We start from the raw sequence: 22134 nt of genomic DNA on the forward strand, positions 1-22134 counted from the left end.
GAGGTAAACCATGAAAGAAACAGTTGTAGTTCAGAAGATTGAACGCGCGGATCAGGCGGTTATCGACGGTCTGGCCGAGTGTGGCGTAGCCACTATCCATGAAGCCCAGGGCCGTGTCGGCCTGCTGGCCCACTACATGCGCCCGATCCAGCAGGATGTGGCGGTGGCCGGTTCTGCTATCACCATCTCCGGTGCCGCCGGTGATAACTGGATGATGCATGTGGCGATCGAGCAGTGCCAGAAGGGCGATATGCTGGTGTTCGCGCCGACTTCTCCCTCTGTTCACGGTTTCTTCGGTGACCTGCTGGCGACCTCCGCCCAGGCGCGTGGTGTTGTCGGTTTGGTGATCGATGGCGGTGTCCGCGATACCAAGGATCTGCGTCAGATGAATTTCCCGGTCTGGTCCAAGGCGGTTTTTGCCGAAGGCACCATCAAGGAAACCGTTGGCTCCGTTAACGTCCCGCTGGTCTGCGCCGATGAGCTGATCAACGCCGGCGACGTGGTTGTGGCCGATGATGACGGTGTGGTTGTGGTTCGCCGCGAACACGCCGCCGAAGTGCTGGAGAAAGCACGTAAGCGTATGGAGCTGGAAGAAGCCAAGCGCGTACGTCTGGCTAACGGCGAACTGGGCCTGGATATCTACGACATGCGCCCGCGCCTGAAAGAGAAGGGCCTGAAGTATGTCTGATGGCGTCCGCTGCATGTGGATGCGAGGCGGTACCTCCAAGGGGGGGTACTTCCTTGCAGAAGACCTGCCCACCGATATTGCCGAGCGCGATGCCTTCCTGCTGCGGGTGATGGGCTCGCCCGACTCGCGCCAGATCGATGGCATGGGCGGGGCAGACCCGCTCACCGCCAAGGTCGCCGTGGTAAAACCGTCCGAGCGTGACGATGCTGATGTGGACTACCTGTTCCTGCAGGTCTTTGTCGACCAGCCCATCGTTACCGACGCTCAGAACTGCGGCAATATCCTGGCCGGTGTCGGCCCCTTCGCCATCGAGCGTGGGCTGGTGCAACCCGAGGGGGATGAGACCGAGGTCAGCATCTATATGGAGAACACCGGGCAGATCGCCCGGGCTCGTGTCTCCACACCGAACGGCAAAGTGAACTACGTGGGTGATGCCAGCATTGATGGTGTTCCCGGCACGTCTGCGGCGGTCCCGATCACCTTTGAAGACACGGCCGGCTCCAGCTGCGGCGCATTGCTGCCCACGGGTAACACCGTCGACACCATCGACGGTGTCGACGTGACGATGATCGATAACGGCATGCCTGTGGTTGTCATGCGTGCTGAAGATATGGGCATCACCGGTACTGAAAGCCGTGAAGAGCTGGAAGCAAACGAAGCGTTGCGCGCCAAACTTGAATCGATCCGCCTGCAGGCGGGGCCGATGATGAATCTGGGTGATGTCAAAGAGAAGTCAGTCCCCAAGATGACCATGGTGAGCAAGGCCACCCGCGGTGGTGCGCTCTCCACCCGAACCTTCATTCCACACCGGTGCCATGCCTCTATCGGCGTACTCGGTGCGGTCAGTGTGGCAACGGCCGCCGTACTGGAAGGATCACCGGCGGCCGGTATTGCCGATATCCCCGAAGGCTTACGCAAGACTCTGTCGGTGGAACATCCCATCGGCGAGATGACCGTCATACTGGATATGGATGACGCCGGACAGGTCGGCTCCGCAGCGATTCTGCGAACCGCCCGCAAACTGTTCGATGGCGAAGTCTTTACTTTCAAGAATTGATAGCAGGTGCTGCAAGATGATGGATCCTGATTACCTCCCGTTTCACGCCAACCCGAGCAAGCCTGAGTTCAAGGCACCGGCTGGCGCGGTAGACGCTCACTGCCACGTATTCGGCCCGGCGGACAAGTTTCCGTACCACCCGAAGCGTAAATACACCCCCTGTGACGCATCGAAAGATCAGCTGTTCAGCCTGCGCGATTACCTGGGTTTCTCCCGCAACGTGATTGTCCAAGCCTCCTGCCACGGCACCGATAACGCGGCGTTGGTGGATGCACTGGAAACCGCCGGTGAACTGGCTCGTGGCGTCGCTGTGGTAGACCCGGCGATCACCGTCGAAGAACTGGAAGCGATGGACAAGGCGGGGGTGCGCGCCGTGCGTTTTAACTTTGTTAAGCGCCTGGTTGATACCACGCCGAAAGAGGTGTTCCTGTCGATTGCCGAGAAGATCAAGCCGCTGGGCTGGCACATTGTTGTCTACTTTGAAGCGCCGGATATGGAAGAGCTGATCCCCTTCCTGAACGAGCTCGACACCACTATCGTGGTCGACCATATGGGCCGTCCGGATGTGACGAAAGGCGTTGATCACCCGGACTTCCAGCGTTTCATCGATTTCATGAACAGCAACGATAAGGTCTGGGTGAAAACCACCTGTCCTGAGCGTCTGACCCAGACGCCGCCGGATTACAGCGACGTGGTACCGTTCATGAAGAAGCTGGTGGAGCTGTTCCCGGACCGCTGCCTGTGGGGCACCGACTGGCCGCATCCGAACATGAAATCCCATACCCCGGATGACGGCAAACTGGTTGATGTCATCCCGCAGATCGCCCCCACCGAAGAACTCCAGCAAAAGCTGCTTGTCGATAACCCGATGCGGCTCTACTGGTCCCGATAAAGGAGGACACCCGATGTCTGAAGAGAACAAGATTTGGGGTACATATAAGTTTGATGGGCCCATGTCCACCAAGGGCTACCCGCTCAACAAGATGTGCTACTCCTTCAACGGTGCCGAAGGACGTGAAGAATTCAAGAAGGACGAAGCGGCCTACTGCGATAAGTTCGGCCTGACGCCGGAACAGAAAGAAGCGGTACTCAAGCGCGACGTGATCGGCATGCTCAGAGCCGGTGGCAGTATCTACTACCTGGCCAAGTTCGCTGGCATTCTGGGCCTTAACGTCCAGGACGTGGGTGGCCTGCAGACCGGCAAGACAACCGAAGAGTTTCAGGCATATCTGGATAGTCAGGGGAGGGGCAAAAACAATGGCTAAGATTATCGGTGGTATTACGACCTCACACATCCCGGCCATCGGCGTTGCCATGGATCGTGGTATTGAAGACACCCCGTACTGGAAAGACTTCTTTGCCGGTTACCCACCCATCCGCGAGTGGCTGAACAAAGAGAAGCCGGATATCGCCATCGTGTTCTACAACGATCACGGCCTGGAGATGTTCCTGGACAAGAAACCCACCTTCGCCATCGGCTGCGCACCGCAGTACGAAAACGCCGACGAAGGCTGGGGCATCGCCACGATTCCCCCGGTGACCGGTGAAACCGAGCTCTCCTGGCATATCGTCAACGAGCTGATCGAGAACGACTTTGATCCCACCGTTTGTCAGGACATTAAAGTGGACCACGGCCTGACCGTGCCGCTCTCCCTGATGTACCCGGGCCGCAACTACCAGCACCTGAAGGTGATTCCGGTTTCAATCAACTGTGAACGTCACCCGATGCCCAAGCCGTCGCGCTGCTATGCATTTGGCCAGGCGATTGGCAGGGCGGTTGAGTCCTTCGCCGGTGATCAGAAAGTGGTTGTGTTCGGTACCGGTGGCCTCTCTCACCAGCTCGACGGTGAGCGTGCCGGCATCATCAATGCAGACTTCGATGAAGAGTGCATGGATAAGCTGGTCTCCGACCCGGAAGCACTGACCAAGTACACCAACGACGAGCTGACCGAAATTGCCGGTGCTCAGGGCGTTGAGCTGAACATGTGGATCGCCATGCGCGGCTGCATGCTGGGTAAGGTCAAGGAAGTACACCGCAACTACGTGGCGCCGATCTCCAACACCGGTGCCGGCACCCAGTTGCTGCTCCCGGAAGACTGAGTCAGGCTCATTTCTGGCAGGTAGCATGTGGAGTGCGCCAGAAGTGATTCAGGCGGTGCCCGAAAGGGCGCCGCTTTTTTATAGCCAAAAGAAGGTAAACTACACCCTATCAATATTGGCTCCTGAGCACCTTATGTCAGATTCTCACTCGGTTATCATCGGACTCTGTAACCCGAAAAGCCCCACCAACGTGGGCGCTGTGCTGCGCGCTGCCGGCTGCTACCAGGCAGGTGAGGTGCGCTACAACGGCGAGCGTTTCGCCCGCGCCGCCAAATTCAGTACCGATACCAAGAACCGTCGCCTTGATATCCCGCTCACCCAGGCCGATGACCTGTTGCAGGACATCCCACCAGATACTCAGGTGGTCTGCATCGAGTTTGCAGAAGGCGCCCAGCCGCTTCCCGGCTTTACCCACCCGGACCGCGCCATCTACATCTTCGGCCCCGAAGATGGCTCCATCCCCCAACAGCTTGTCGACCGCGCTCATCATGTGGTTTATATCCCGACTATCGGCTGCATGAACCTGGCCGCCACCGTCAATGTCGTGCTCTACGACCGCCTGGCCAAAGCCAACCTGCCCATCGACCATGCCGAACGCATCGCCACCAGCCGGGATATCAATAACCGCTTAGTAGCGCGGCCTGGGAGCAGGTGATCAAAGATCGAGAGACTTTTTTAACCGCCTTCTGCAAACGGACTCATGCGTACGATAGCGTCGCATAACGCCACTGCGCGGGTCCTGTGCCAGCCGGGCGCTGGGAAAGAGAAACTGCCACTCCCAGTTGGCAGCGGCTTTAGGCCATTTGCGAGATAAAGCATCCGGCAGCCACACCTCGCCATACCCTTGGGCTAAATCCCGGTCGTGCACTGTTAGTCCAACGGCGTCTTGGGCTCGTCGCCGACGATGATGCCGGACTGAGGTTGGGCGGGATCTGACATCACGGCACTACTGAGGTAGTGCCGGGCTTTGAGCTGCCAGTATCATGGACGTTGTTGTCAAACCGCGCTAGATTTGAGGTATTCAGGAGAAACAGGAAGCGCGACATGGCCATTGAGGGCTCAGGGAACACCGTCATAGAAGGTTACATGATGCTGCGAGCATCCTGTGGCCACATACCCTTGAAAAGCTTTTCCCTTATTAATAGAAGCCGTTGCCATGCGGATGGGCGCTTGAGTTCAACAGACATTTATACGGTCTGCGGAGCAGACCGTATAAATGCTTAGCTGTTATGTTTGAAAAGGAGTAGTGAATTGCCAATCCCCATAACCTTCTACGTCAACGAGGCTATTGGCGTTGAAGCGGTACAAAGCCTTTGCGGGGAGTTGGAGTCGGCGGGGTTTGGTCTGTCGTTTACAGAATATCCAAACCGCCCAGCAGCAGCACTCGAATGGCTTCTGCCTACAGGCGTCGTCTTCTTCATGGCGAAGAAATATCTCGAAACCCTTGCTGAAGCAGCGGCAAAAGATCACTACCCAGCAATAAAGAGCTTCATCACTGAAAAAATCCAGCCTCGCTTCATTGGGCCGGATGCCGAAAAAATGGTCATGATGATGCCTGGAGGGAACGTAAAAGATACGGGGCCTTTCTCTAGAACATTCTCGGTATCAACGAAGGTTTCAAATTCGCTCATGTCAATCGAAGTCAAACTGCTGTTTAAAGAAAACACAGAGCCCGAGGAATTAACTGAAGGGCTTTCTGCATTCTCAAAGCTGTTTTCACAGCACGAGGAAGGCGAACTGATGGAGAAGCTTATCGCAATGGATCAGGGAAGGTCTTGGGCCAAAGTGGTTTGGTTCAATCCCGAGAGCAAAGCAATAGAATTAATAGATGCAGTGCAAAGTGGCAAGGAGAAGCGGTTGGTCTCCAAGAGTGTCGAGCGAACATAACAAGTAGCTCTTGTCGTTCGTCACTTTGTTCCTCACTGGGAGGCCCGGCTTCGCCGTGCGCCCCAAAGCATGGGCGTTAGGCATGATTAACTTCAACATCCACACAGATAAAATAGAGTCAATCGAGGAACACAAGCTTCCTCTGATCGAAGCTATAAAAGAGCTAAAAAGTGCTGACAGAGCCTATGAAAGGATGATACGGGTTGGAGTCGGCAGCTTTTTTGAGTATGAAGCAGCATGGCGAGATTTTCTGCACGCGATTGATCGTGTATGGAATAAGACGGCTGCTAGATGCAAAAACGAAGTTAAATGGCCAAAGCTAAAATCCAAGTATGAAGGTCTCCGGAAAAACGACCCTCTACTAAAATATATAATTCAGGCTAGAAATGTAAGTGAGCATACGATATCTCCTGTTGTTAAAGATTGGAATGCTAATTTAAGGGCAAGACCTACAAAAAATGGAATTCAATTTGACTGGAACCATTGGGATAGGCCGCTGCTACCTGTTACTAATAGAGGTACGACATTTCTTCCTCCAAAAAAACATTTGGGAAAGCCGATGAATTTTTATATGAGGAGTGGGCAAGAAGAACCCAAAATAGTTGCTGAATGCGCTATGTATTTTTATTTGGAAATGCTTAATGAAGTTGGAAAAGAGGTTTTTGGATAGTAATGCCCAATAATTCGTTGAAAATCGTTCGCTTTGCTCACTGGGACCTCAAGAGCTACGCTCTTTCGGCTTTTTAACGACGCGTTAATGGATGCATTAAATGGATTATGTCGAGATTGAGTTAACTCAGGGTAATATCAACAATAACCATCTATACCTATCGTCGGTAATCGAGTTCTTTCCAAAAGACTCGATTGGTGGCAGCAACGAAAGCAGCTTAGCCCATAGACTTTTGGAAGTTCATAGTGGCATTGCATCCCCTGTGCGCACTGATATAGCTGGTGATAAGAAAATATTTCGTCGTCGCTCATGGGTAGGTGAGTTCTTTGAAGTTCATGGCTTGGTGGCTGGTGATTGGGTAGTAATCGAGAAAACGGGTGCTGATCGTTATCATGTTTATCCGAAGCGAAAATAATATTTTAAAAAGACTCTAAATTACGAGCGATTAGTGAAAATTATCAGGCCATTTTGCCACTACGAGTAATGCATAATCAGCCGCTGTTGCCTGAAAGTTTCTGTACCGTTTTGCGGCTTTAAAATAGCCGTAAGGCTCCGCATATACATCTACAAGGAGGTAGCACATGAAGTGCCCACACTGTTCAAAATCAGTGAGCCTTTTCTCAAAGAAAATGAATAAGTTTGGGAAAGAAAAGGTCTGTCCGGAATGCCAGAAACCGTTACAGCTTACCGTAAGCCTGAAAGTGGCAGCCATCCTAATAATCCCGAGTATTGCCGTTGCGCTATTGCTTAAACCCGTTTTTGTAAATGTAGGCCTTAGTGGTTATTTGGTAACAGGATTATGCACAGGCGTTTTGGTATTGCTTTCATTGAGGATAAAGGCGCCGTTAGCTAAGTCAGAAGGAGATTGAAATGGGAGCGGGAGGAGAGGCCAATCACGAATTGGGAATTGCAAAGCGTGATATCGAAAACGTATCCAGCAGTCGCATTAGTAGCGACCCGCACAATGTTCAAACGCAATGGTCGCAACGTTATATGGGAGAGCGCCTATTGGGAATGAGTCTGTCCCTGGTATTTATAGTATTAGCTATGGTTTGGTTTTTCGATACTCCTTCACTTTATCGATATAGTGTTAGCGCAGGTGTACTGATTTTATTCATATTGGCTTTGGTCATGAAGGTGTCGCGTAGAAAACGACTGAAGCGAATTAGAGCGCAGCACCTCAGAGAGCTTGAAGAGCAATCAAGAAATTGAAATGGCTAACAATTATAACGTTTACTTACCTCTAGGGCCGAGGCTAAAATTTTCGATTTTCGCCTATTGTGTGCCTCATCTCGCACAAAAGGACGACTATAAAATAGCGTATTTTGAAGAGTCTTCTGATTTTAAAAGAGTTAAAATTCGTGAAATTCAGATAAATTAAATTGTTTTTCGCGAATAGGAACATGATATGAATGAGCCAATGCTTTATATCTTTTCCGGGCTGCCAGGCGTTGGTAAATCAACCCTCGCTAAAGCGTTGGCGAAGAGAATCGGCGCTGTGTATTTAAGAGTTGATACGGTAGAACAGGCCATTAGAGATTTGTGTGACGTTCAGGTTGAAGGGGAGGGGTATTCTCTTTCATATCGATTGGCCTCTGATAATTTAAAGATTGGCAACGATGTTGTGGCTGACTCTTGTAACCCTATCAAGTTGTCTCGTATGGAATGGGTTCAGGTGGCGGAAAAGTCAGGCGCTTATTTTCTCAATATTGAGATGGTCTGTTCCGACCGGTCGGAGCATCGGCAAAGAGTGGAAACACGGGCACCGGAGGTTGAGGGGTTGACGTTGCCCACCTGGGAGCAGGTGAAAAAGCGTGAATATCATTCATGGCATTGTAGTAGGATGGTGATCGATACGGCATCCCGGTCTGTTCATGAGTGCGTGGAGCAGATTATGGAGTATGCCCGGTAAATCGCATGTGATTGTGTCCAGATAACATCCTGGTAGTCTGAGAATGAACGCTAAATACAAGAGACGTATAGATGATGTCCTTACCTATATCGGTGAGAATCTTGATAGGAAAATATCACTTGCCGAGGTTGCAGCAGTCAGTAACTTCTCGCCCTATCATTTTCATCGTATTTTTACCGGTATCGTTGGCGAAACCGTTAATGACTACATCGCTCGGAGAAGGTTGGAGCGTGCGGTCAATCTGTTGATCTTTAAACCGAAAATTTCTGTTACAAAAATCGCTTTGGATTGTGGTTTTTCCTCTTCGGCTAACTTTTCAAAGGCGGTAAAGCTTCATTTTGGCTTCAGCCCTTCAGAGATTAGAAACCCCGTCGCGATTAATGATAGCAAGATTGGAAAAATATATAGCAAGTATGGAAAAGATTTTAACCCGGCTGATTTATATCCTGCTCGCACCACTTATGAGCTGAACAGTTCAACTAAAACTGAGGATATCAATATGAATGTCGAGGTTAGGGACTTAGGTCCATTACGCATATGTACGCTGTCTTCTGAGCGTGGTTACGAGTCGGATTCCATCTTTCAGGCCTGGGATAAGTTGATAGCCTGGGCTATCAATAAAGGGATTCCCGCAGAAGAGCAGCAGCGCTTTGCCTTTGCCTTTGATAATCCAACGGTTACGCCAACCGATAAGTGCCGGTACGATGCGTCGATTGTTGTGGGTGAACATGTACAGGTTAGTCCCCCGTTTTCTGTGTCGGAGATTCCTGAGGGCCGGTATGCGGTGCTTCATTTCAAGGGAAACCCGGAGGACACGCTGAGTGCCCAGCTGAGTATCTATTCGAACTGGTTGCCTGATAGTGGGTTCGAGCCGGACCACTTTCCGATGTTGGAGCGTTATCTGAATGACGTGCGTGTCGATGGTTTCATTGAGCTGGAGATCTACGTAAAACTTAAGGACGTTTAACGCATCAAGGGGCAGTGAGAACAACATGGTCAACCTGACTCTGTTGTTCTCGCGGCTTAGTGGCGCTGTTTATTAAGCGAGATACGATGTGAGCGGTTCGGTGCCGCTGACCAGTTGTGCCTCTCCGTTCCCAAAGGACCAGTTCTCTTCCAGGTTTTCGGTCAGGGTGATCACCAGGTCATTTGTGTTGTGCTGTGTGCGACGATTGATCTCATCGGCGATGGCCCGGAACAGTGCCTGTTTCATGGCCCGGCTGCGGCCGGATTTCGCGGTAATCTGTACATAGATGATCTGGTCGCTATGGGGGATGCCCATATAACGCTCGGGCCAGATCAGGTTTTCGGTATCCACCTCTTCGATAATCTGGAATCTGTCCTCTTCAGGAATATTGAATTTCGTCACTAACGACTGATGTACCGACTGGCTGATTTGCTGTTTGAACTCCGGGCCGGTGCCTTTCTTTAGCGTGATACGTACCAATGGCATTACAGGCCTCCCGTGTTTTCAACCACAAGGTTTTCGACTAACTGGCGGTCTGTGGTGACGTGTGATGTGGGGCAACCGAAGACCATGACCAGTGGTTCCGGCCCCGGATTCATAAGTTGATGCACGGTGAGCGGCGGGATAATAAAGGTATCACCTTCCACAACGGTGGCCGGGCCTTGCTGCTCCGGGGCTGGACTCGCCTTGGCATCGACGGTCCACAGAAGTCCTTTGCCTTTAATCACCTGGTACAGCTCATCGCCCTGTTGATGAAAGTGGGCCGTGAGTCGTTTTCCGGGTGGTATTTCAGTCGCATACAACGAAAAGGCGTCATCACCGGAGAGGTGGGCCAGACTGATGCCAACGGCTTGGTCGGGCACGGCTTCGCTGAGTGCTGCGTGGATATTCCTGATCGGTAGCGGATTCATGGAGCAGTACCTCGTTGTGTGGGTTTAGAGGCACTATAAATCAGGTCAATATATGGTATAAGTGAATAATAGCAATTTTATTAATCGATATTCGTAATCAATATGCTCAGTCTGGATGAACTATTCGCTTTTCGCACCGTTGCTGTCAGCGGCAGCTTTACATCGGCAGCCGAGCAGCTGCATCTGACCCAATCGACAATTAGCCACCAGATTCGTCGTCTGGAAGAGCATCTGGGGCAAAAGCTGTTTACACGCACAACTCGCTCGGTGCGTTTGACTCAGGCAGGTGAGCGTTTATTGCCTTATGCTGAGCAACTTCTTGATACGGCACAGGCGGCCCAGCGAAGCCTCGCGGTGAATGCCGTCAGCGGTCGCGTGCGCCTTGGTGTACCGGAAGAGATTGCCTATCAGCAGCTGCCGGCCTTGCTCGACAAGTTTCGCTTGCACTACCCGAAGGTTGAGTTGGTGGTTGAGGTCGGCCTGAGTCAAAAGCTGAGGGAGCAGCAGAGCGCGGGTGGCCTGGACATCACCATCGTAAAGGAGGCACCACCTTCCCAGGCGGCGCTCCGGACTGAACCTTTGGTCTGGATGGGAACGCCGCAGGTGCTATCCATTGATCCACTGCCGGTCGGGTTTCTTCCCGGCCCCTGCAGTTTCCGGAGCGAGGCTGTTCAAGCACTGGCAGAGTGCGGCCGTAACTACTCGGTTATTCTAACCAGTGCGAGTTTGCTGGCACTTAAAGTCGCGGCTGAGCATGGCTCCGTGGTCACGGTGCTGGCTCAGTCCCAGTGCCCGCCCGAACTTGTGCTGAATGCCAAGGCAAGCGGTTTACCGGCGTTGCCGGAAATGGGTTATCGGGTTATTACAGGGAACAAACCAAGCGAGCCGATACGCATCGCGGTGGAGATCATCCATGAGCTGCTGGTAGCGGCACATTCAAACTGATATGTCGGAAATAGGGAATATTGTTATCGACTCTGCCTTACCTGGATTGGCAGGTATTCAGTGAACACCCCCGGTCATTGGGGCATTGCAGTGCAAGCTGAATAGCCTGTGCTTGGTTGTGGGGCGTTAAAGGGGTGGGGACCCTGATATAGGCTGGATTCGGACGCTCTGGGAGCGGCGTGATATTTGCACAACCGTTACACGGTGTGTAACGCAGAGTGACGAATCCTATGAGCCTTTCTCAACCCCGTTTTCGCTCCTCCCAATGCGAGTCCAGTGTGCTGGCCTCGGTGACGCTTGGCCTGGAGGAGTTTATCGACCGGCAGGGCGGCGACAGCCGTCAGGTGCTGTCGCGGGCCGGGCTGCGCTCGGGGCTGTATCGCGAACCCAATCGTCATATCTCGCTGAAGAACTACTGCCACTCCATGCACGAGGCGGCGCGCTCCACCGGCAACGAGCATTTCGGCCTCTGGTTCGGTGAGCAGTTCGACCCGGAGGGGCTGGGCCTGTTCGGCTACTTCGCCACCACCTCGCCCGATCTGCGCAGTGCCATCACCGGCATGCAGGGCTGCTTCGATGTGTTCCAGCGCAATAGCCTGCTCGGTTTCAGCATTGAAAAGGGGATCTGCCAACTGGAGTACCGACTGCTCGATGGCGATATCGTTGACCGGCGTCAGGATGCGGAGCTGACGGTGGGCATGCTCAATAACGTGCTCAGACGTGCGCTGGGCGAGTGCTGGTCACCGCTTGAGGTCCACTTTCAGCATCCGGCACTGGTTAACTCCGAGCCTCACCGCGATGCATTTCAGTGTGACGTACGCTTCCAGCAGGCGCGTAACCTGATTCTGTTCCCCGAATCCTGTCTCGATAAACCGATGCCGGATGCCAACGAGATGCTCAACAATGTGGTGCGCGGCACTCTCAGCGAGCTGGTGGGTCATCAGCCGCGCCTGCTCAGTACCGCGCAGCGGGTCAAGAGCGAACTGCTGGAGCTCTTGCCCGAGGGGGACGCCGGTATCGAACAGGTCGCCCGGCGGCTGAATCTGTCAAAGCGTACGCTGCAGCGGCAGCTGTCGGCGGAGTCCTATTCCTTCAAGGAGCTGCTGGATGAGCTGCGCGAGGAGCTGGCGCTCTATTATCTGGAGTATCAGCGTCTGAGTATTTCCGAGGTGGCCTTCCGTCTCGGATACTCCGAGATCTCGGCGTTTACCCGCGCCTTCATCCGCTGGAAAAACATGAGCCCGAGCGACTGGCGTACTCGCTGATCTTCTCCGTTATGTGGTGCCACTGACAGTTGGCACCGAATGTCAAAAGTGCGCGCTCTGCGGTCAAGGCCCTTAATCCCCTCCACTGAGACACTACTTCCGTCCGAAACTCAAAAGGAGGGAAGTGGATGTCTCATCAACCCAACATGTTGTCCTCCGTCTGGAGAGCGCCTCAGGAGAATGTCCTGGAGGAAGCGCACATCTTTCTGGAGCGGCACGGCGTTAACTATATTCTTGCCCAGTTCGTCGATCTGCATGGCGGCATCAAGAGCAAAGCGGTGCCGGTGCACTGCCTTAGAGACCTGACCGAGTCCGGCGCAGGCTTTGCCGGTGGCGCCATCCTCGGCTTCGATATGAGCCCGCAGGACCCGGAGTTCATGATGGTGGCGGATCTATCCACACTGGCACTGATGCCCTGGTTGCCGGGTTACGCCTGTATTCGCGGTCACGGCTTTGTCGGCGACAGCCATTATCCGCTGGACCCGCGCAATGTTTTGGCCGCACAGACCGAGCGCCTCAGCCAGCGCGGCCTGCGCCTGATGACCGGTCTGGAGCCGGAGTTCTACCTGCTCAAACGCGACGAGAACGGGGCGGTGGTGCCGTTTGATTCTACCGATACCCTCGATAAGCCCACTTACGACTATCAGGGACTGACCCGCAACGCGCCTTTCCTGGAAGGGTTGTACGACGCCCTTACCGCGATCGGTCTGGAGGTGTATCAGATCGACCATGAGGACGCCAACGGCCAGTTTGAGCTGAACTTCAAGTATGACGAGGCGATGAAATCCGCCGACAACATGCAGTTCTTCAAAATGGCGGCAAAGGAGGTGGCCAACAACCTGGGCGGCATCTGCAGTTTTCTGCCCAAGCTCAGTGCCACCACCACCGGCAACGGCATGCACGTGCACTGCTCGCTGGTGGATGAGAAGGGCGACAACCTGTTCCACGATGAAACCGATAGCAGCGGTATGGGACTGTCGAAAACGGCCTACCAGTTTATCGCCGGGATCATCGAACACGCACCGGCACTCTGTGCGCTGCTCTGCCCCTCGGTGAACTCCTACAAGCGTCTGATTACCGGCGCACCGGGCTGCCCCAGCTGGGCGCCGGTGTTCATTGCCTACGGCGATAACAACCGCTCGGCGATGGTGCGTATCCCTTACGGGCGCATTGAGGTCCGTATCGGCGATAGCAGCATGAACCCCTATCTGGCCCAGGCCGCGATCATTGCCGCGGGTCTGGATGGAATCGACCGTGAGCTGGAGGCGCCCGAAGCCCACTCGGTGAACTTCTACGACCTCAGTGCCAGCGAGATTGCCGAACTGGGCGTGTCGCGCCTGCCCGAGAACCTCAACGACGCGCTGAATGCACTGGAGCAGGACAGTCTGCTGCGCGAGGCGCTGGGAGATCGCCTGACGGCCAGCTTCCTGAAGCTCAAGCGTCAGGAGTGGCATGCCTATCACCGCGCCGTTTCCGAATGGGAAATCAACAACTATCTCACCTTCTACTGATTGATGGGGCTGCATCATGATCAAGATTACTGAAAAACAGGTCGAACAGTTCCGCAAGGATGGCTTTCTGATCGTCGATAAACTGATCGAGCCGGACGCGGCGCAGGCGATCCTCGATCGCTATGAGGGTATCTTTCAGCGTGGCGAATATGAAACCGGCATAAAGCCGGATGAGGTCAACCTGCCCGCCGGCGACCCTCCCTTCACCCACCAGATCTGCAACGCCTGGAAATCGGATCTGGCGGTGGCACGGCACATTTTGTCCGAGGACCTGGGCAAGGCCTGCGCCCAGCTTGGCGGCTGGAACGGTGCGCGCTTGATGATTGATAACCTGCTGTGGAAACCGGTTAACGGTCGGCCCATCGGTTTTCATCAGGACAGCATGTATTCACTCTGGATCGATAAGCCGGCGTTGGTCAGCTGCTGGCTGGCGCTGGATCACACCACCGCGGAAGGGGGCACGCTGGTCTACATCCGGGGCTCGCACAAGTGGGGGGGCGCCAAGCCGATCATGCAGTTCCATGGCCCGGAAGACGACTTGAAAGAGGTGCGTGAGTGGGCTGAAACCCATGACCTTGAGCTGGATCTGGTGCCGATCGAAGTACCGCCGGGTGGTGGTGCCTTTCATGACGGCTGGCTCTGGCACGGCTCCCGTGTTAACCGCGCCGATGTGCCGAGGCGGGCATTGGCCGCGCACTTTTTCCAGTCTGACATTCAGTTCAACCCGGAGCTGATGACCGTCGGTAACGGGCCTATCTACGGCCGCTACAAGAAGTTTGGCTCCAACGAGGTGGATGAAGCCTACTTCCCGATCACCTGGCGCGAGGATGGCTACCGCACACCGGGGTTGGACGAGTATCTGGAAAAAGGGATTGTGTGATGAAGATCGTCGCAATCATGGCCGGTGGCATGGAGGGCGATCTGGAGTCAGGCCGTATCGGCGAGGCGGTCCGTGACAGGGGCGGGGAGCTGCAATGGTTCTACCGCCGTCATGGCGACGCGCTGCCAGAGTCGATCGACGACTATGACGGTTTGATTGTCTTTGGTGGTGAGGTGAGCGTGCATGATCCGGCGCTCAAGCCCTACTTCGATCAGCTGGGCGGGCTGATCCGCCAGTTCCATGAGGCGGGCAAGCCGATTCTCGGCTCCTGCCTCGGCTGTCAGTCAATCGCGTATGCCTTTGGGGCGCAGGTGCGGCCCCAGGGGTTCCTGGAGTACGGCTTTACACCGTTGAGACTGAACGAAGCCGCCAACGGCGACCCGCTGTTGGGCGGGCTTGAGCAGGAGCAGATGCTGTTCGAAATGCACTCCGATACCTTCGACCTGCCGGAACAGGCCACCCTGCTGATGGAGGGCGAGGCGGTTACCCATCAGGCGTTCAGGATTGGCGAGCGTACCTACGCCTTTCAGTGCCATTTCGAGGTAACGCCCGAGATCGTGGGTATCTGGACCCGCCGCGAACTGATCGGCAACCCGGGCCAGGATCAGCAGCAGGTAGCGAACCTGGTGGAGCAGGTGGGACGGGACTTTGAGCGCTATCAGGCACAACAGACTCAATTCGCTCGCACGCTGATGGCGCGCTGGCTCGACCTGATTTGATGCCGTCGCCGGGTGTGTCGCACGCACCTCCGTACGCAGTTAAATCCCAAATGATCATGCGTTCTTGGAAACGACGGTGCTGACGTTGTCATACCCACTTGGTATCTTCTACGTCTGGTATGAACGGTCGTTGTGATCGATCGGGTGTAGATCACGTGTAACATTAGGGTACAGGGGTGCCATGGAAAGGCTTGCAGATGAAATTTGGATAGCTGATGGTGCTCCGGTTCCATTTCTAGGGTTGCCGTTTTCAACCCGGATGACCGTTGTCCGACTGTCAAACGGGGAGCTTTGGGTTCATAGTCCCATTAAGATATCGGAGTCACTCAAAGCTCAAATCGACGATCTCGGGTGCGTGAGGTATCTGATTGCACCCAACCATCTGCATCATTTGTTTCTCTCGGAATGGATAGCTGCCTACCCTGAGGCCCAAGTGTTTGGCACTGACGGGGTTATCAAAAAACGCAATGATATCCGCTTCCATGCGTCTCTCAATAGTGACCAGGACTGGGGCTGGAACGCGGACATTGAAAGCGAGGTATTTACCGGCTCTCCCCTCATGGAGGAGGGCGTGTTTTACCACCCACGTTCCGGCACATTGATTGTCACGGATCTGGTCGAGAATTTTTCCGGCCATGAATTCAGCTATTGGCAACGATGGGTAGCTAAAGCCGTTGGCATTCTGGCACCCAATGGAAAAACGCCTTTGGATTGGCGTTTGAGCTTTGCGTTTGGCAGAAAGGAGGCACGTCAGCATCTCGACAGGATGCTGTCCTGGCAGCCCGACATCCTGGTTATGTCCCACGGTGAAATTATCAAGGAAAACGCGGCTCAGTTTTTGATGAAGTCTTTTAATTGGCTTCTGTAAGTAACGCCTCGCGCATCAGGGCCCCGATAGGAACAGATTACCCAGTGTATGAATATCAGACCTTCCACATCTAACGATATCGAGGCGATCATCGAACTGTTCCATGATTCTGTCCACCAGATAGCCGTGCGCAGTTATAGCCCGGAACAGCTGTCGGTCTGGGCCCCGGAACAACCAGATATTGAGGTATGGCGCTCGCTACTCCACGGATTAGAGACGCTGGTTGCCGAGGTGGACGGGGTTATGGCGGGTTTTATCTCTTTTAGTGCGGGTGGTCATATAGATCTGCTGTATACATCGCCGCGGTTTTCCCGGCGGGGTGTGGCCTCTGCGTTATATGAAGCCGCGGTAAGGCGCCTGCTATCAATCGGGGTGCAGGAACTCTCGACAGAGGCCAGCCTCGAAGCGAGGCCTTTTTTTCAGGCGAAGGGCTTCGGTATTGTTGAAGAGCAGCTCGTGGAGAGACAGGGGGTGCGTTTAAAGCGCTTCGCCATGAGGCGGGTGCTTTAGGTCAGTATAGGGTGTTGAAACAGGGAACCTGACTATGGATATGAAATCACATTTTGAACTGCTGGCCAGTTATAACCAGTGGATGAACAACAAGGTGTATGAGGCGGCGAGCCGTTTGAGCGAGGCCGAGCTTGCCCGGGATCGGGGTGCGTTCTTCAGTTCTATTCTCGGTACCCTGAACCATCTTGTGGTGGGCGATACCCTTTGGCTTAAACGCTTTGCCACGCTTCCGGGGTGTGAAGCGGCGCTGAGGGAGGTTGCTGAACTTCCAGATCCGGAAAGCCTGAACCAGGTTGTCTTTTCAGACCTGGAAGCGCTGCTTGAGCGCAGGGTCTGGCTGGATGAACAGATTGTCCGTTGGATAGGTAGATTGTCTGAGCAAGACCTGACTCAGGTGCTGGGCTACCACAACACGAAAGGTGTTCGTTCCGATAAGCGCCTTTCCAGCCTGCTGCTTCATTTTTTTAATCATCAGACTCACCACAGGGGGCAGGTGTCCACGTTGCTTTCCCAGGCCGGTGTGGACGTGGGGGTGACCGACCTGCTGGCGCTGATTCCCAATGAGCCTCAGCTATAGGCTATCGTTTGAGAAAGCCGTGGACTGTTCTCAGCAGCGGCTCCAGAATCCGATAGGCAGGTATCGCTCGCTTGAGTCTGTTACCTTCCTATCCCTCAATATTATCCGATCAAAGGATACCTATGCTTTCTCGCTGTTTATGGATACTGACACTGTTGTTAGCTCTGCCGGCCAACGCCGCAGCGCTGGATCCGATGCTGGCAGAGAAACCCACCGGTGCACAGGTGGCGCTGCTTGTTCAACCGCTGGACGGTGGCGCTTTGCAGGTATCTCATAATGCGGATCTGCTGCTGCCGCCGGCCAGTACCCAGAAACTGCTGACGGCTCTGGCGGCCGAGCTGACGCTGGGCAAGGAATTTCGTTTTGTAACGGGACTGGAGGCCAACGGGAGCGCCAGCGGTTCGAATTGGCAGGGTGATCTGAAGCTTAGCCTCAGTGGTGCGCCCGACTTTAGCCGCAAACAACTGGGTGAGCTGCTCGATCAACTCAAGGCGCAGGGGATTCAGCGCATCGATGGCGACATACTGCTCGATGGCAGCCGGTTCAGTGGTTATGAACGTGCCCCGGGCTGGCCCTGGGATAATCTGGGCGTGTGCTACAGTGCACCGGCTTCGGCATTCACCATAGAACACAACTGTGTCGCGGCCAGTCTGGATACCAAAGGGCAGTCCCAAACGGCGCGCCTGTTTGTGCCGGGGCATCAGCCGGTCAGCGTTGAGTCCGATGTGGCTTTGGTCAGCCGTGAAGTGAAAGATGACACCCTGTGTGAGCTATTGTTGGATAGAGGCGCTGCCAATCAGTATTGGCTGCATGGCTGCGTGACCGATGAGCGCGAGGTCTGGCCGCTTAACTTCGCCGTTAATGATACGGCGGCTTATCTGGGCGATGTTCTGAAACAGGAGCTGGACAGTCGGGGTATCGCTCTGAGCGGGCAGATCCGCCCACTATACGAAGGCGGAGAAGGGAGCTGGCGGTTGCTGGCGCAGGTGGCCTCTGCGCCGCTGTCTGAGCTGCTGGAGGAGATGCTTCAGGACTCCGACAATCTTTATGCGGATAATCTGCTCAAAACGCTTGGCGCGCAGCAGGGCGGCATCGGCTCTTTCGCCATCGGTGTCAGGTCACTTAAACAGATATTACGGGAGCAAGCCGGCGTCGATCTGGGGTTGTCTGCACTGAAAGATGGCTCAGGCCTGTCTCGGGATAACCTGCTTACAGCCCACCAGTTGGCAGCGGTGCTGGGATATCTGAACGCGCATCCGGATCTGGTCGCCCACCGCGTGCTGCCGGTGGCGGGGGAGAGTGGAACCCTGCGTTATCGCCGAAGCCTCAGGTATGCACCCTTAGCCGGTAAGATTAGGGCCAAAAGCGGCACCGTGAACGGTTCCTCCAATCTGGCCGGTTTTATCGAAGCTGCATCCGGCAAGCGTTATCTGTTTGTGCTGCTGGTCTCCGGCATCGCCCGGGGGGATGAGCCGGCGGAAGCGCGGGAGGCGCTCACCGAGTTTGAGCGAAGCCTGCTTGAAGCTGTATACAATCGGGGATGAGGTGCCGATATGCTGAACAACAATCTGCTGCGAAAACTGGATGTTCAGGATATCGCTATCTTTCTCTCGTTGTTCCAAACTCACAACGCCCGTAAAACGGCGGATGAATTGAGCGTCAGTCCGCCCACCGTGAGCTACTCGCTTAAGCGTTTGCGTGAGAGCCTGGGGGATGAGTTGTTTGTGCGTGAGAGCAGCGGACTGCTGCCTACGGCACGAGCGCTGCATATCGAGCCCTATCTGCGCAATGCGCTGGAAGCGATAAACCGTTCAGCGGAGGGTGTGGCAGAGCTGGATGACCGCGAACTGCCGCTGGAGTTATGCGTACCCGAGGCGTTCGAACTGTTGCTACTGCCCCGGTTGATGAAGGCCGCTCTGGACTGCTCACCGCGCCGTATCCTGCATATGCAGAAGCTGCGTGAGAAGCTGCCCACCGAGGAACTGATGGCGGGCAAGGTGGATCTGCTCTGTGTGCCGGGCCCCGGCGCATACTTCCAGTTGCACCCGGATCTGGAACGTCGTCCTCTGTTTGAGGACCGTTTCGTCTGTATGGCGCGGGGCAACCGGCCACGGCAGGTATCCCTGGATGAGTACTGCGATGCCCTGCATCTGTACCCGTCACCCTGGCAGTCACCACGCAATATGGTCGACCTCTGGCTCGAGCAGCTTGGTCGCACGCGCACAGTCGTGGCCTGGGCCAGTAACTATCAGGCGTGCCTGAATATGCTCGAAGAGTTGCCCTGCATGATGATGCTGCCGGAAAGCCTGCTTGAAACGCTGCGTATTCCCCCGGGCGTGCAGGTAAACCAGCCGCCGTTGGGTTGTCCCAATTTTACTTTTGATATGGTCTGGGCGCCCTCCAATGACAGCCCCCGTCGTCGCTGGTTGCGCGAACAGCTGACGCGGATCTGTGAGTCAGACCCGCGCCTGGGCCATAGCCACTGAGTCTTCAGGCCATGGCCGCCAGCCCTTCCCAGGCGTTGGCCAGCCCGGTGACATTGCTTTCCGGCGACAGATCCAGGCCCTGGGCAATATGTCGGTGAACCTGAGTGATTCCCAGCAGGCCCAGCAGCTGCTCCACGGCGGGTAGCTGATGCTCGTCCTGTTCCTCCACAACTCCGCCCCGGGTGGAGATCAAGAACACATCTTTATCGCGTAGCAGACCACGTGGGCCTTGGGCTGTGAACTCGAAGCTGATACCGGCGCGGGCCAACAGATCGAAGTAAGCCTTCAGCTGCGAGGGGATCCCGGCGTTATAGAGCGGTAACGCGATGACCACTGTATCGGCGTTATCGAACTCGGTGATCAAGTCGCCGGAGAGGCGCCGGTAGGCCAGTTGTTCGGCACTCAGTTGATCGGCATCGAGCCGCAGGGCATCCCACTGCTTCGGGCCCAGGTGGGGTAGCGGGTTGGTAACCAGATCCCGGGTGATGACTCGGGTATCTGGCCGGTTAGCCAGGCGACGTTCGATAAAACGCTCACTGAGCAGGGACGATCGGCTTTGCTCGCCGTTGACGCTGGTTTTGAGATAGAGCAGTTCAGACATGGTGTGTCTCCCAAGTTTGAGTACAAATGCATCTTCAGATTACCCAGTGCCTGCCGGGCCATAATCGGAAAATCCGAACGTGACTTTTAATCTTTAAACCTGATCGGCTCTGACAAACCGCATGCTTTCCATCAATCAATCGAAACAGGGGAGAGCGTGATGGAACGGGTAATGAACACCTCGCTGGGGGCACACCTGATGATGCTGTGTTGGGCTTTGTTGGTCGGAGGATCGTTTCCGCTGGCGGCAACGCTGGATCAGAGCCTGTCTCCGGTATGGCTCACGGCCGTGCGGTTTTTTATCGCAGCGGGGCTGATGCTGCCATGGGTTACGCGTGGTGAGGGCTGGCTACCCCGTACGCGAAAAGCCTGGTTCAGCTACACGTTGCTGGGTAGTTTTCTGGCCGCATTTTTTGGCTCCCAGTTCTGGGCACTCAACCTGACTTCAGCGCTGTCTGTGGCGGCACTGTTTGTAACACTGCCATCACTGGCCTGGATGATGGCCACGCTTGTCCGTATTGAACGCTCAGGTGTAGGCCGTTTATTGGTTCTTATAGTGGGCGCGGCCGGTGCGCTGGGGCTGACGCTCCAGAGTCGGGTGACGGACGGCACCGAGTGGGCGGGCTTTGGCGCCGGGGAGTGGCTGTTTCTGGCAGGGTGTGCCTGTTCTGCGGCCTATTCGGTCTCTTCGCGAGTGTTCGTGCTGCGTGAGTGGCTGCCGGAGAACCCCCTGTTGGCCACGTTCTGGAGCCTGTTGATCGGCGCAGCACTGTTACTGCTATTAACGCCGTTTCAGGCTCAGACCGGTGTACAGTTCTGGCAGTTGCTTGGTGTTGATGATCTCTTGGTGCTCGCACTGCTGGCGCTGTTTGGCAGTTTTATGACCTTCTGGATACTGCAGAGCGCCATGCAGGTATTGATGCCGAGCAGTGTGGCGGCCTACTGCTACCTGACGCCTCTGGTTTCCCTGGCGCTGGTCCTGCATGAGGGGAGCGTTCAGCCCGGCCTGTTAACCTGGGCCAGCCTGGGGTTACTGCTGTTCACTGTGGGTTGCCTGATTGGCTCTGAGCGCGGCAGCCCGGCGGGTTGAACCGGTACCTGTCGCGGCTGGCCAGAAGATGCATTCATTTTATTGAAGGAATGTCGTCAGATTACTGTCTTTAAACCTCAACCGAAGTGACATTTTAAGTGACCGGGCCGGTCATATAACTTGTATAGACTTCTTCCAAATTCACTAGGGAAATGGGATGGACTCCCCCTCCTATGGCATTTATGTGCCAGATTGGTAGTTGACTCAACCAATCGTAAAGAAGGAGCCCATCATGGAAATTATGCGTATTGGTCTCGACTTGGCCAAGAATGTTTTCGAAGTCTATGGGGTTGATGAGCAGGAGCGACCGGCTCTGCGTAAGACGCTCAAGCGCAGCCAGGTAATGAAGTTCTTCGCCCAGCTTAATCTTTGCATTGTTGGTATTGAAAGCTGCGGTAGTGCCCATCACTGGGCCCGAAAGCTCCGCAGCTTTGGCCATGAAGTCCGGATGATGGCCCCTCAGTTCGTGGCGCCATACCGAAAGAGCGATA

General features: G+C 55.0%; 26 protein-coding genes and 1 pseudogene. 24 read left to right on the forward strand and 3 right to left on the reverse strand.

Annotated elements, in window-relative coordinates; genetic code table 11:
• Positions 1-10 precede the first annotated feature (10 nt).
• From G403_RS0111655 to G403_RS0111715, 12 genes are all read left to right on the forward strand, one after another.
• The gene (locus G403_RS0111655; protein ID WP_027854155.1) at positions 11-688 is read left to right on the forward strand and encodes a 4-carboxy-4-hydroxy-2-oxoadipate aldolase/oxaloacetate decarboxylase; all 678 of its coding nucleotides are present in this window, start codon (positions 11-13) and stop codon (positions 686-688) included.
• Positions 681-1745 (forward strand): 4-oxalomesaconate tautomerase, encoded by a 1065-nt coding sequence (locus G403_RS0111660; protein WP_027854156.1) that lies wholly within the window; start codon positions 681-683, stop codon positions 1743-1745. The genes G403_RS0111655 and G403_RS0111660 overlap by 8 nt, the downstream gene beginning before the upstream one ends.
• Positions 1746-1761: 16 nt before the next feature.
• Positions 1762-2637, forward strand: a complete 876-nt coding sequence (locus tag G403_RS0111665) for an amidohydrolase family protein (protein WP_211232679.1) — start codon at positions 1762-1764, stop codon at positions 2635-2637.
• Positions 2638-2650: 13 nt separating this feature from the next.
• Positions 2651-3010, forward strand: coding sequence for a protocatechuate 4,5-dioxygenase subunit alpha (locus tag G403_RS0111670; RefSeq protein ID WP_027854158.1), 360 nt, complete (start codon positions 2651-2653; stop codon positions 3008-3010).
• Positions 3003-3845, forward strand: coding sequence for a class III extradiol dioxygenase family protein (locus G403_RS0111675; RefSeq protein ID WP_027854159.1), 843 nt, complete (start codon positions 3003-3005; stop codon positions 3843-3845). Before G403_RS0111670 ends, G403_RS0111675 begins: the two co-directional genes overlap by 8 nt.
• Positions 3846-3978: 133 nt before the next feature.
• A complete protein-coding gene (locus tag G403_RS0111680) occupies positions 3979-4500 on the forward strand; it encodes an RNA methyltransferase (protein WP_027854160.1) in 522 nt (173 codons plus the stop codon).
• A gap of 596 nt (positions 4501-5096) precedes the next feature.
• Complete coding sequence (locus G403_RS0111685) at positions 5097-5732, forward strand: hypothetical protein (RefSeq protein ID WP_027854161.1); 636 nt, start codon at positions 5097-5099, stop codon at positions 5730-5732.
• A gap of 82 nt (positions 5733-5814) precedes the next feature.
• On the forward strand, positions 5815-6402 hold the full coding sequence (locus G403_RS24525; RefSeq protein WP_156899687.1) for a hypothetical protein: 588 nt from the start codon (positions 5815-5817) through the stop codon (positions 6400-6402).
• A gap of 100 nt (positions 6403-6502) precedes the next feature.
• A complete protein-coding gene (locus tag G403_RS0111695; protein ID WP_027854162.1) occupies positions 6503-6817 on the forward strand; it encodes a hypothetical protein in 315 nt (104 codons plus the stop codon).
• Positions 6818-7272: 455 nt separating this feature from the next.
• Positions 7273-7614 carry a hypothetical protein gene (locus tag G403_RS0111705; protein WP_027854164.1) on the forward strand — a complete coding sequence of 114 codons (342 nt, stop codon included), beginning with the start codon at positions 7273-7275 and terminating at the stop codon, positions 7612-7614.
• Positions 7615-7810: 196 nt separating this feature from the next.
• Positions 7811-8314: a P-loop nucleotide/nucleoside kinase family protein gene (locus G403_RS23105; RefSeq protein WP_036233575.1), complete on the forward strand. Its 504-nt coding sequence runs from the start codon at positions 7811-7813 to the stop codon at positions 8312-8314.
• A gap of 43 nt (positions 8315-8357) precedes the next feature.
• Entirely contained in the window at positions 8358-9281 is a 924-nt protein-coding gene (locus tag G403_RS0111715; protein WP_027854165.1) for an AraC family transcriptional regulator, read from the forward strand.
• A gap of 72 nt (positions 9282-9353) precedes the next feature.
• Here G403_RS0111715 and G403_RS0111720 read toward each other — a convergent pair whose 3' ends face one another.
• Together G403_RS0111720 and G403_RS0111725 are read right to left on the reverse strand one after the other, a co-directional pair.
• Positions 9354-9767 carry a tautomerase family protein gene (locus tag G403_RS0111720; protein WP_027854166.1) on the reverse strand — a complete coding sequence of 138 codons (414 nt, stop codon included), beginning with the start codon at positions 9765-9767 and terminating at the stop codon, positions 9354-9356.
• Positions 9767-10192, reverse strand: a complete 426-nt coding sequence (locus tag G403_RS0111725) for a cupin domain-containing protein (RefSeq protein WP_027854167.1) — start codon at positions 10190-10192, stop codon at positions 9767-9769. The genes G403_RS0111720 and G403_RS0111725 overlap by 1 nt, the downstream gene beginning before the upstream one ends.
• Positions 10193-10294: 102 nt before the next feature.
• On the opposite strand from G403_RS0111725, the gene G403_RS23110 reads away from it, so the two are divergent.
• From G403_RS23110 to G403_RS23125, 10 genes are all read left to right on the forward strand, one after another.
• A complete protein-coding gene (locus tag G403_RS23110; protein ID WP_036233579.1) occupies positions 10295-11137 on the forward strand; it encodes a LysR family transcriptional regulator in 843 nt (280 codons plus the stop codon).
• A 230-nt stretch (positions 11138-11367) separates the two neighbouring features.
• On the forward strand, positions 11368-12402 hold the full coding sequence (gene qhpR, locus G403_RS0111735; protein ID WP_027854168.1) for an AraC-like transcriptional regulator QhpR: 1035 nt from the start codon (positions 11368-11370) through the stop codon (positions 12400-12402).
• Between the two features lie 128 nt (positions 12403-12530).
• A complete protein-coding gene (gene glnT / locus G403_RS0111740) occupies positions 12531-13913 on the forward strand; it encodes a type III glutamate--ammonia ligase (protein WP_245578306.1) in 1383 nt (460 codons plus the stop codon).
• Between the two features lie 16 nt (positions 13914-13929).
• A complete protein-coding gene (locus G403_RS23115; protein ID WP_036233582.1) occupies positions 13930-14793 on the forward strand; it encodes a phytanoyl-CoA dioxygenase family protein in 864 nt (287 codons plus the stop codon).
• Complete coding sequence (locus G403_RS23120; protein ID WP_051298916.1) at positions 14793-15512, forward strand: type 1 glutamine amidotransferase; 720 nt, start codon at positions 14793-14795, stop codon at positions 15510-15512. The genes G403_RS23115 and G403_RS23120 overlap by 1 nt, the downstream gene beginning before the upstream one ends.
• 181 nt (positions 15513-15693) lie before the next feature.
• Complete coding sequence (locus tag G403_RS0111755) at positions 15694-16380, forward strand: DUF4336 domain-containing protein (RefSeq protein WP_027854170.1); 687 nt, start codon at positions 15694-15696, stop codon at positions 16378-16380.
• A gap of 48 nt (positions 16381-16428) precedes the next feature.
• The gene (locus tag G403_RS0111760; RefSeq protein ID WP_027854171.1) at positions 16429-16890 is read left to right on the forward strand and encodes a GNAT family N-acetyltransferase; all 462 of its coding nucleotides are present in this window, start codon (positions 16429-16431) and stop codon (positions 16888-16890) included.
• 34 nt (positions 16891-16924) lie between these two features.
• A complete protein-coding gene (locus tag G403_RS0111765) occupies positions 16925-17467 on the forward strand; it encodes a DinB family protein (protein WP_027854172.1) in 543 nt (180 codons plus the stop codon).
• Between the two features lie 122 nt (positions 17468-17589).
• Positions 17590-19011, forward strand: coding sequence for a D-alanyl-D-alanine carboxypeptidase/D-alanyl-D-alanine endopeptidase (dacB, locus tag G403_RS0111770; RefSeq protein WP_027854173.1), 1422 nt, complete (start codon positions 17590-17592; stop codon positions 19009-19011).
• A 9-nt stretch (positions 19012-19020) separates the two neighbouring features.
• Entirely contained in the window at positions 19021-19953 is a 933-nt protein-coding gene (locus G403_RS23125; protein WP_051298918.1) for a LysR family transcriptional regulator, read from the forward strand.
• 4 nt (positions 19954-19957) lie between these two features.
• On the opposite strand, the gene G403_RS0111780 is transcribed toward G403_RS23125, so the two are convergent.
• Positions 19958-20554: an FMN-dependent NADH-azoreductase gene (locus G403_RS0111780; protein WP_027854174.1), complete on the reverse strand. Its 597-nt coding sequence runs from the start codon at positions 20552-20554 to the stop codon at positions 19958-19960.
• A gap of 159 nt (positions 20555-20713) precedes the next feature.
• Here G403_RS0111780 and G403_RS23130 point away from each other — a divergent pair, with 159 nt between their 5' ends.
• A complete protein-coding gene (locus G403_RS23130) occupies positions 20714-21643 on the forward strand; it encodes a DMT family transporter (RefSeq protein ID WP_084404018.1) in 930 nt (309 codons plus the stop codon).
• 232 nt (positions 21644-21875) lie between these two features.
• Positions 21876-22134: pseudogene (locus G403_RS0111790) on the forward strand (IS110 family transposase); the annotation flags it as partial.

Origin of the sequence: Marinobacterium litorale DSM 23545 (assembly GCF_000428985.1) — a bacterium.
Taxonomy (GTDB): Bacteria; Pseudomonadota; Gammaproteobacteria; order Pseudomonadales; family Balneatricaceae; genus Marinobacterium_D; species Marinobacterium_D litorale.

Coding starts and splice junctions, on each gene's coding strand:
- G403_RS0111655 (WP_027854155.1), top strand. CDS start 11: ATGAAAGAAACAGTTGTAGTTCAGAAGATTGAACGCGCGGATCAGGCG.
- G403_RS0111660 (WP_027854156.1), top strand. CDS start 681: ATGTCTGATGGCGTCCGCTGCATGTGGATGCGAGGCGGTACCTCCAAG.
- G403_RS0111665 (WP_211232679.1), top strand. CDS start 1,762: ATGATGGATCCTGATTACCTCCCGTTTCACGCCAACCCGAGCAAGCCT.
- G403_RS0111670 (WP_027854158.1), top strand. CDS start 2,651: ATGTCTGAAGAGAACAAGATTTGGGGTACATATAAGTTTGATGGGCCC.
- G403_RS0111675 (WP_027854159.1), top strand. CDS start 3,003: ATGGCTAAGATTATCGGTGGTATTACGACCTCACACATCCCGGCCATC.
- G403_RS0111680 (WP_027854160.1), top strand. CDS start 3,979: ATGTCAGATTCTCACTCGGTTATCATCGGACTCTGTAACCCGAAAAGC.
- G403_RS24525 (WP_156899687.1), top strand. CDS start 5,815: ATGATTAACTTCAACATCCACACAGATAAAATAGAGTCAATCGAGGAA.
- G403_RS0111695 (WP_027854162.1), top strand. CDS start 6,503: ATGGATTATGTCGAGATTGAGTTAACTCAGGGTAATATCAACAATAAC.
- G403_RS0111705 (WP_027854164.1), top strand. CDS start 7,273: ATGGGAGCGGGAGGAGAGGCCAATCACGAATTGGGAATTGCAAAGCGT.
- G403_RS23105 (WP_036233575.1), top strand. CDS start 7,811: ATGAATGAGCCAATGCTTTATATCTTTTCCGGGCTGCCAGGCGTTGGT.
- G403_RS0111715 (WP_027854165.1), top strand. CDS start 8,358: ATGAACGCTAAATACAAGAGACGTATAGATGATGTCCTTACCTATATC.
- G403_RS0111720 (WP_027854166.1), bottom strand. CDS start 9,767: ATGCCATTGGTACGTATCACGCTAAAGAAAGGCACCGGCCCGGAGTTC.
- G403_RS0111725 (WP_027854167.1), bottom strand. CDS start 10,192: ATGAATCCGCTACCGATCAGGAATATCCACGCAGCACTCAGCGAAGCC.
- G403_RS23110 (WP_036233579.1), top strand. CDS start 10,295: ATGCTCAGTCTGGATGAACTATTCGCTTTTCGCACCGTTGCTGTCAGC.
- qhpR (WP_027854168.1), top strand. CDS start 11,368: ATGAGCCTTTCTCAACCCCGTTTTCGCTCCTCCCAATGCGAGTCCAGT.
- glnT (WP_245578306.1), top strand. CDS start 12,531: ATGTCTCATCAACCCAACATGTTGTCCTCCGTCTGGAGAGCGCCTCAG.
- G403_RS23115 (WP_036233582.1), top strand. CDS start 13,930: ATGATCAAGATTACTGAAAAACAGGTCGAACAGTTCCGCAAGGATGGC.
- G403_RS23120 (WP_051298916.1), top strand. CDS start 14,793: ATGAAGATCGTCGCAATCATGGCCGGTGGCATGGAGGGCGATCTGGAG.
- G403_RS0111755 (WP_027854170.1), top strand. CDS start 15,694: ATGGAAAGGCTTGCAGATGAAATTTGGATAGCTGATGGTGCTCCGGTT.
- G403_RS0111760 (WP_027854171.1), top strand. CDS start 16,429: ATGAATATCAGACCTTCCACATCTAACGATATCGAGGCGATCATCGAA.
- G403_RS0111765 (WP_027854172.1), top strand. CDS start 16,925: ATGGATATGAAATCACATTTTGAACTGCTGGCCAGTTATAACCAGTGG.
- dacB (WP_027854173.1), top strand. CDS start 17,590: ATGCTTTCTCGCTGTTTATGGATACTGACACTGTTGTTAGCTCTGCCG.
- G403_RS23125 (WP_051298918.1), top strand. CDS start 19,021: ATGCTGAACAACAATCTGCTGCGAAAACTGGATGTTCAGGATATCGCT.
- G403_RS0111780 (WP_027854174.1), bottom strand. CDS start 20,554: ATGTCTGAACTGCTCTATCTCAAAACCAGCGTCAACGGCGAGCAAAGC.
- G403_RS23130 (WP_084404018.1), top strand. CDS start 20,714: ATGGAACGGGTAATGAACACCTCGCTGGGGGCACACCTGATGATGCTG.